The organism is Marinomonas pollencensis, from assembly GCF_003387375.1.
GTDB classification, from domain to species: Bacteria; Pseudomonadota; Gammaproteobacteria; order Pseudomonadales; family Marinomonadaceae; genus Marinomonas; species Marinomonas pollencensis.
The window spans coordinates 284407-292005 of record NZ_QUNG01000002.1 but is presented as its reverse complement, the minus strand read 5'-3'; the positions used below and the strand labels follow the sequence as shown (position 1 = coordinate 292005).

6 protein-coding genes and 3 tRNA genes are annotated in these 7599 nt (G+C 43.7%); all 9 read left to right on the top strand.

Annotation, left to right across the window (positions count from 1 at the left end; all coding sequences use genetic code 11):
• The first annotated feature begins 15 nt into the window (after positions 1-15).
• Positions 16-91, top strand: a tRNA-Glu gene (locus DFP81_RS04290).
• Positions 92-162: 71 nt separating this feature from the next.
• Positions 163-238: transfer RNA gene (locus DFP81_RS04285), tRNA-Glu, on the top strand.
• Between the two features lie 71 nt (positions 239-309).
• A tRNA-Glu gene (locus tag DFP81_RS04280) sits at positions 310-385 on the top strand.
• Positions 386-592: 207 nt separating this feature from the next.
• Positions 593-1483 carry an aminodeoxychorismate lyase gene (gene pabC / locus DFP81_RS04275; RefSeq protein WP_245959078.1) on the top strand — a complete coding sequence of 297 codons (891 nt, stop codon included), beginning with the start codon at positions 593-595 and terminating at the stop codon, positions 1481-1483.
• A complete protein-coding gene (gene mltG / locus DFP81_RS04270; protein ID WP_115896525.1) occupies positions 1470-2519 on the top strand; it encodes an endolytic transglycosylase MltG in 1050 nt (349 codons plus the stop codon). The genes pabC and mltG overlap by 14 nt, the downstream gene beginning before the upstream one ends.
• A complete protein-coding gene (tmk, locus tag DFP81_RS04265) occupies positions 2516-3142 on the top strand; it encodes a dTMP kinase (protein WP_115896524.1) in 627 nt (208 codons plus the stop codon). Before mltG ends, tmk begins: the two co-directional genes overlap by 4 nt.
• 12 nt (positions 3143-3154) lie before the next feature.
• A complete protein-coding gene (holB, locus tag DFP81_RS04260) occupies positions 3155-4096 on the top strand; it encodes a DNA polymerase III subunit delta' (RefSeq protein ID WP_115896523.1) in 942 nt (313 codons plus the stop codon).
• A gap of 7 nt (positions 4097-4103) precedes the next feature.
• A complete protein-coding gene (locus DFP81_RS04255) occupies positions 4104-4913 on the top strand; it encodes a TatD family hydrolase (RefSeq protein WP_115896522.1) in 810 nt (269 codons plus the stop codon).
• Between the two features lie 195 nt (positions 4914-5108).
• A complete protein-coding gene (locus DFP81_RS04250) occupies positions 5109-7550 on the top strand; it encodes a Lon protease family protein (RefSeq protein ID WP_115896521.1) in 2442 nt (813 codons plus the stop codon).
• Positions 7551-7599 lie beyond the last annotated feature (49 nt).

Sequence of the window (7599 nt, the reverse complement as noted above, 5' to 3'; positions counted from 1 at the left end):
CTAAAAGCTTATTGTGTCCCGTTCGTCTAGAGGCCTAGGACACCGCCCTTTCACGGCGGTAACAGGGGTTCGAACCCCCTACGGGACGCCACTTTATTCTTTAATAGGGTAAGGTGAAAAGAAAATATCGTGAAGTTATAAAGCTATAAAAAAGCTTATTGTGTCCCGTTCGTCTAGAGGCCTAGGACACCGCCCTTTCACGGCGGTAACAGGGGTTCGAACCCCCTACGGGACGCCACTTTATTCTTTAATAGGGTAAGGTGAAAAGAAAATATCGTGAAGTTATAAAGCTATAAAAAAGCTTGTTGTGTCCCGTTCGTCTAGAGGCCTAGGACACCGCCCTTTCACGGCGGTAACAGGGGTTCGAACCCCCTACGGGACGCCATTTAACTATTTCAGTTCTATTCGTATACGGCCAGATTTTTGCCAATCTATGATATGCGTTTACCTCCCTTTATTGCCGTTCAGGCCAGTATTTCCCTTATTTTATTTTTGATCTAAGCATTATTTCTGTGTCTTGTCCTTCGCGTTTTTGATACTTGCAGGCTTTCATTTTACTGCTTGATAATCTTTGCTTTCAGGCGAAAGCTCTATGGGAGCCTTGTTACTTTTGCGCTATCATAGCGCCCTTCATTTAATTCTGAGTTTATCTGCTTTCATGCAATGGTTTATTAATTATCAACAAGACCGTATTTCTCCCTCTGATCGGGGATTGGCTTATGGTGATGGGCTTTTTGAGACGATTAAAGCATCGCCGAAAGGCTTTGAATATCTAAATGATCACTTACTTCGACTGGAGCGTGGCTTGGCTAAATTGTCGATGCCTTTTCCCACTGAAAAAATCACTGAATTACGACTCTTTTTATTCAATACGATCTTGCCGTTGATCAAACATGAGATGGTAGTGAAAATTATTGTTACTAGAGGTGAGGGTGGTCGTGGTTATTTACCAGCCGAAAACGCCCAACATACTGTGTTAGTAGGTATCGGCGAAGCACCAGATTACCAGAGAGAGCAGCAATCCGGCGTGCACTTAGGGGTTTCGGATGTTCCTGTAAACAGCAACCCGTACTTGTCTGGCATAAAACACCTAAATCGGCTTGAGAATGTACTCGCTAAGCAAAAACTCAATCTAGCGCACTTCGAAGATGTGATGCTCAACCATCAAGGTCACGTGATTGAATGCATTCAAAGTAATATTTTTTGGTTTAAAGATGGCACGCTACATACGCCATCCCTAAGCCAGTCAGGTGTTCAAGGGGTTTTTCGCCACCATGTATTGGCGACCCAAGCAGACCGTCTGATCAATATAGGGCATTTTTCGCTCAATGCTTTAAAGCAAGCGGATGAAATATTTATTACTAATAGTTTGATGGGAATTGTACCTGTTATTTCTTTATTGGGAGACTCAATGCCGATTGGTCTTCATACCCAAGGTTTACAACGCCTGATGAAAAATAAGGATGTGCATGACACTTTTTAAATGGTTGATAAGCGCTTTTGTTTTGGCTGCCAGTTTGGTAGCAGTGCTGGCCGCAACGCTTTATTACTTATTAACAAGCCCGATGAGTCTTGAAAACACCTCGCGTTTTTATATTCACTCCGGTGACACTTCATATCAAATCGCTCATCAACTGAGTGACAATGGTTGGATAGCAGACCCTATATTGATGCGCGCAGTGACTAGGTTGCACCCAGAATGGGTGCCCAAAGTAGGCGAATACGAAGTTAAGCCTGGTATGACATTGTTAGATCTGATGGCGCTGTTTGATTCAGGTCGCTCTGTTGCCTACTCAGTAACCCTGCTAGAAGGTAAAACCTTACAATATTATTTATCCACCATGGCTGCGAAAGGGAATATTAAAATGACCTTACAAGGCTTAAGCAATGAGCAAATAGCAAAACGTTTCTCATTGGATATTAGCAACCCTGAAGGGCAATTCTTCGCGAACACGTATCAGTACCACGAAGGGGATACAGACCTTAGTATTTTGCAGCAATCTCACCGCTTATTAGAAGAAAAACTAGCCAGCTTGTGGGACGAAAGGCAAAAAAACTTACCTTACAAAAATGCCTACGAAGCTTTAGTCATGGCCTCAATTATTGAAAAAGAAACCGGCGCGGCGTTTGAGCGGCCATTGATTGCCCGCGTTTTTGTAAGTCGTTTAGAAAAAGGAATGCGTTTACAAACAGACCCGACGGTTATTTATGGATTAGGAACAGACTTTAATGGCAATTTAACCAGAAAAGATCTGCGCTCGAACTCGCCTTACAATACCTATAAACATTTTGGGCTGCCGCCTACACCGATTGCCAACGTAGGATCAGAAGCAATAGAAGCTGCGTTGAATCCAGGAAAAACAAAGGCATTGTATTTTGTCGCAAAAGGAGATGGCACCCATGCTTTTTCAGAAACCTTGAAAGCTCATAATAATGCGGTCGCCAAATATCAAAAATACCATAGACGTTCGGACTACAAGTCTGCGCCTGAATCTGCGGTTAAGGAAAGCATAAAATGACCGGTAAATTTATTTCTTTAGAAGGCGGTGAAGGCAGTGGTAAATCCACCGCTATTGCGACGATCAAAGCTTGGTTAGAATCGCAAAAAATTGATTACATCATGACCCGTGAACCAGGTGGGACTGAATTAGCAGAACAAATTCGACAGCTGATTTTAGCCGCTCGGGATGAGCCTGTGGATGATATGACGGAGTTGTTGCTAATGTTTGCTGCTCGTGCTCAGCACATGACACAAACAATCCGACCCGCTTTAGCCCAAGGTATTTGGGTAATCAGTGATCGCTTTATCGATTCCTCTTTTGTCTATCAAGGCAAGGCTCGAGGAGGCGACACTGAGAAACTAAAGGTGTTGACTGAATGGGTAGTGGGCAATGATAAGCCTGATGCGACTTTATTATTGGATGTGCCTGTTGAAATCGGTTTACAGCGAGTCGCTCAACGAAAAGACGCAGATCGCTTGGATCAAGAGTCCTCTTGTTTCCATGAAAAAGTCCGTCAGGGTTTTTTGGCTCAGGCCGCATTAGAGCCAGATCGGATTAAAGTAATCGATGCGAGTCAATCACTGGATCAGGTAAACGAACAAATCATCAATCAGTTAAATGGCTTAAAGTCCGCGTGGTAAAGGGGAATGCAAATGTCTAATATTGCGCCTTGGTTAGAAGCCTCCTTGAGCCAAGTACAAGCATTAAAAAAGCAAAACAAACTTTCCCACGCTTTGCTTGTTACAGGGGCGGATGGTGTTGGCCAAGAAGAGCTTGCTCGAGCAATAGGCAAAAACTTGATGTGCGAACAGTTTGAACAAGCCAAAGCTTGTGGTTACTGTCATTCATGTCAACTTATGGTCGCTAATACACACCCTGATTATCGAGTATTAGAAGGTGAGGAGGGGGCAATAAAAGTCGACCAAATTCGCCAACTAACACAGAAAATCAGTCAGAAACCGCAAGTTGGTAGAAATAAGGTGGTATTAATAACCCACGCTCAAGCGATGAACGTAAATGCTGCTAATGCTGTATTAAAAGCATTGGAAGAGCCCGCTGAGCGTACTTATTTCGTATTAACCAGCTCTCAATCGAGTCATTTACTGGCCACTATCCGCAGCCGTTGTTTGTTAGTGAATGTGCCAACGCCCAATCTAAATCAAGTGACCGAGTGGTTGCAGCAGCAACCAGAAGGCGATGAGCTTAGCTCATTGTTTTGGCTAACTAGCCAACCGTATCGTTTATTGGCGATTGAAAAACAGCAGAAAACGGCACTTTATACCGCCTTGCCAAGCGCGCTGAGCGCCATGTTACTTGGTGAGCAAACAGTTGATCAGATTTTAAAAGGGGTTAATAACACGACCCTAGAAGATTATTGCAATGGCCTTGCTGCGATTTTACATCAGTGCATTAATCATTCTGCGGGGGCGAATTTGCCGCCTGCTTTAACCGATATTTATCCTTTGCTGATGCGCCGTATGTCGATTCAGCAAATGATGTTGCGTTATCAGAGCTTACAGAAGTTGAAGTCGGACCTACTAAAAACCAACCTTAATCCGCTAATGCAACTTACCTATGAATTGAACCAATGGTGAAAACTTTATGTTAATTGACTCTCACTGTCATTTAGACAAACTGGATTTGACGCCCTACGATGGCAATATTAACGGTGCGATTGATGCTGCTGCTCTAAAAGGGGTGAAGCAGATGCTTAGTATTGCAGTGAACTTAGAAGATATGGACACCATACTTGGCTTTACTGAGCGCCAAGGTGTGTTTGCGAGCTGTGGTGTGCACCCATTGCATAAAGAAGGGCTGATTCGTTCACCAGATGCTCTTATTGAGCTTGCTCAGCATGACAAGGTGATCGCGATCGGTGAAACCGGTTTGGATTATTTTTATGAGAAAGATCAAGCCGTTCATGAGCAGCAGAAGATCAGTTTTGCTCATCATTTGAAGGCTGCCGGTCAGCTCGGCTTGCCCGTTATTATTCATACTCGCGATGCCAAAGAAGATACCCTGTCTCTGATACGCCAGCATGGCAACCCAGACAGCGCGGGAGTGTTGCACTGTTTTACCGAAGAGTATGCCATGGCAAAGGCGGCGATCGATGAAAATTACCTGATTTCTATTTCAGGTATTGTCACCTTTAAAACGGCGCAAGAATTGAAAGACACAGTAAAAAAACTGCCATTATCTTCTCTGATTGTTGAAACAGACGCGCCATATTTGGCTCCTGTTCCCCATCGTGGTAAGAAAAACGAACCACAATATGTGGCTGATGTTGCGCAATTTGTAGCGGACATTAAGGGTATTCGTTATGAAGCGCTATTAGAAGCCACTGCAGAAAACTTCCATCGGGTGTTTTCCAAAGCCACAGCGGCTCAGCAAATTCTTCTGCCTGGCCAATAAAGTCGCTCATTTTTTGCACTAAGCAATTTGATTTCTTTAGAAAAATTCCTTGTTTTGCTGTTAATGAGGTAGGCGTTTGGCAAACAAGGATGTTAATCTGAGATGATATATTTAAACATAACTGAAAGAAGAGGTTCTTCTTTCCCAAGCCTGATGAAATGATAGATGGCTTGTTTTATTTAAGGATGCCCATTGATGTCCAATATGGTTTCACCACTTCCATATCAAGCTTTGTCGGCGAAAGTTCCAGCTGACCACCTTCCATTCAAAACCTTAAAAGATATTGATGCGCTAAGCGGTATTTTGGGTCAAGAACGCGCTGTAGAGGCGATTCAATTTGGCGTGGCTATGCAGCGTCCAGGTTATAATATTTTTGCTATGGGCGATTCAGGTACAGGTCGCTCATCTTATGTTTTGAATTACCTTAGAAGTGAAGCAAAACGCCGCACCCCACCAAATGAGTGGGCATACATTAATAATTTCACCGAAAGCCATCGTCCAAAAGCGCTTGAATTTGCGCCAGGAGAAGCGGCTCAATTCGCGAAACAAATCAGAGTCCTGATTGATGGCTTAATGGCCACCTTTCCAGTGGCGTTTGAAAACCCTACTTATCAGCAACAAAAAGGTGCTATTGATCGTGCTTTCAATGAACAATATGAAGCAGCGATAAATAAAGTAGAGCGAGTGGCCGTGAAAATTGGTGTTGCCATGTTTCGTGATGCGTCATCGGTCAGCTTTGCCCCAATGAAAGACGGTAAGGCGATTGAAGAAAATGACTTCGCAGGTCTAAGCGATGAAGACAGAGATGCTTTTCAAGACTCTGTCTCTCAACTGGAGAGCTTACTTAATGAAGAGTTATTGAGTTTGCCTCTTTGGAAACGCGCCTCCTATGAGCAATTACGCCAGCTGAATCTAGACACAGTAAACGAAGCGCTAGACCCTCTTATGGCGCCATTGTTTACGCAATACGCTGATCATGAGGCGGTGATTGCCTATTTAAAAGCGTTAAGAGAAGACCTGGATAAAACCATCATCGATCAAATGGCAGACGATAAAGTAGCCGAGAATCGAGATGAAATTGGTCGTCGTCAATTATACGAAGAGTTGTACTTACCTAATATTGCGGTAACGCATGAGCCTGATGGTGGTATGCCTGTTGTTTATGAGCCGCATCCTACTTACCGTAACTTATTTGGTCAGGTTGAATACAGCAGCGACCAAGGGATGTTGATCCCAAGTTACCGCTTAATACGCTCTGGTAGTTTGCATGCCGCCAACGGCGGTTATCTGATTCTTGACGCAGAAAAGCTGTTAACGGATCACTACTTATGGGAAGCACTAAAGCGCGCATTAAAAAGCAAGTCTCTAAAAATAGAGCATCCTTATGCGGATATGGGGTTGATGAATACCACTACTTTGGCGCCTCAAGACTTACCCTTACAAGTTAAAGTAGTCTTAATTGGTTCAAGAGACATATATTATTTATTGCAAGATGCGGACCCAGACTTCCAAGAGATGTTCCGTGTACTTGTGGATTTTGATGACACGTTAAAGCGAACTAAAGAGTCTGAGTATGCATTTGCCCGTTTGATGAAAGATCGCATCGATAAAGAAGAATACGCCAATGTAACTCGCAATGGCGTAGCGGCATTAATCGAATACAGCAGCCGTTTAGCAGAGCACCAAAAAGAAATGGCGGCAAAAATTGGTGACGTTTTTGAGTTGCTTGGTGAAGCCGATTTCGTACGTGAGATGGCGCGGGATGAAAATATAACCGAAGACCATATTGCGCGTGCGTTAAAAGCAAAAAAACACCGTACTGGCAGAGTCAGTGAGAAAATCATTGAAGAAATCATTGAAGGTACCGTATTACTAGAAAGTGACGGTCATGCGGTGGGTAAAATTAATGGTCTGACTGTGATGCAGATAGGTGACAGCAGCTTTGGTGCACCTGCGCGCATATCAACCACGGTGCATCCGGGTGGTAAAGGCATTATTGATATCGAGCGAGAGTCTAACCTAGGACAAAATATTCACTCTAAAGGTGTGCTTATTCTTTCTGGGTATCTGGGTAACAAATACGCACAACGTTTCCCATTGGATATTTCGGCGTCGATTGCGATGGAGCAAAGCTATGGTTATGTGGATGGTGACAGCGCTTCAACTGCAGAGCTGTGTTGTTTATTATCAGCCTTGATACAAATTCCATTACGCCAAGATTTAGCGATAACTGGCTCACTAAATCAATACGGTGAAATCCAAGCAATTGGTGGCGTTAATGAAAAAATCGAAGGTTTCTTCAATGTGTGTCATGCCCGTGGGCTTACCGGCACCCAGGGCGTTATTATTCCTAAATCCAATGCCAATAACCTTATGTTAAACGACGATATTATAGACGCAGTAAAAGCAGGGAAATTCCATGTTTATGCAGTGTCTAGTGCCGATGAGGCTCTGCATTTGTTAACCGGTATGGAAGCGGGCGTAGCAAATGAAGAAGGTGAGTACCCAGAAGGCAGCATTTCCGCTCGTGTCATTGAGCGCTTAGAAGAAATCTCTAAGCTTGGTGAAGAGGAGGATGAAGAAGAACAGAACGACGACGCGCAAGAAGGCAAAGAGAACGCTAAGAAGACCGATTGATCAAAGTATATGAAACGGTCGCATTGTCAGTTGCTGAGTGTTTTTGCAG